Raw genomic sequence first — 565 nt, 5'->3', positions numbered from 1 at the left:
CCAGGCAGAGGGCCGCCGAGGGCTCGTCAAAGAGCCTGAACGGGACAAGGGCGGGAACCGGACCGGGACACGGGGCCTTTCGGACATGTCGTGGCGAACCGAGGCGACCTCTATGTGCCTTCGAAGCCGCCAGGCGTATATATGCCCGCGGTAGGCCCCGCGACGAAGGGATCCAACTGCAATGAGGTACAGGAGAGTTGCGTCGTTCCTGGGCGTCTCGGTGGCGCTCGCCGGCAGCGTGATCGGGACTGCTGGGGAAGCCTCCGCTTACCCGCAGGTCAACGTCTGCGGCAGCTCGTACGGATCGCTGAAGCAGTACCCCGTCAGGGGTACCGACAACACGAGGGTGGGCTGGATCGACACCTACTACAGCAGTGCCACCGGCAAGAACTGCGCCATCGTTCGCGGAGACGACTCGCGGGCGAGCGGGTTCAACCACATCGAGGTTGCCATCGGACTCTCGGGTGCGGCCGGATGGACTCAGACCGATGGGGCGGGCGTCAACTACACCAAGTACGCCGGGCCGGTCTACGTATACGCGCCGGGCAACACGTGTATCGATGTG

1 protein-coding gene is annotated in these 565 nt (G+C 65.0%); it reads left to right on the top strand.

The annotated features are described in order from the left end of the window. Positions 1-181: 181 nt before the first annotated feature. Positions 182-565 (top strand): hypothetical protein (locus G3I71_RS46030; protein ID WP_164324890.1); only part of this gene is annotated, 384 nt, incomplete at its 3' end.

The organism is Streptomyces sp. SID12501 (assembly GCF_010550245.1).
GTDB lineage: Bacteria > Actinomycetota > Actinomycetes > Streptomycetales > Streptomycetaceae > Streptomyces.
The sequence above is the reverse complement of the archived record's forward strand: the minus strand, read 5'-3'. Positions and strand labels throughout refer to the sequence as shown.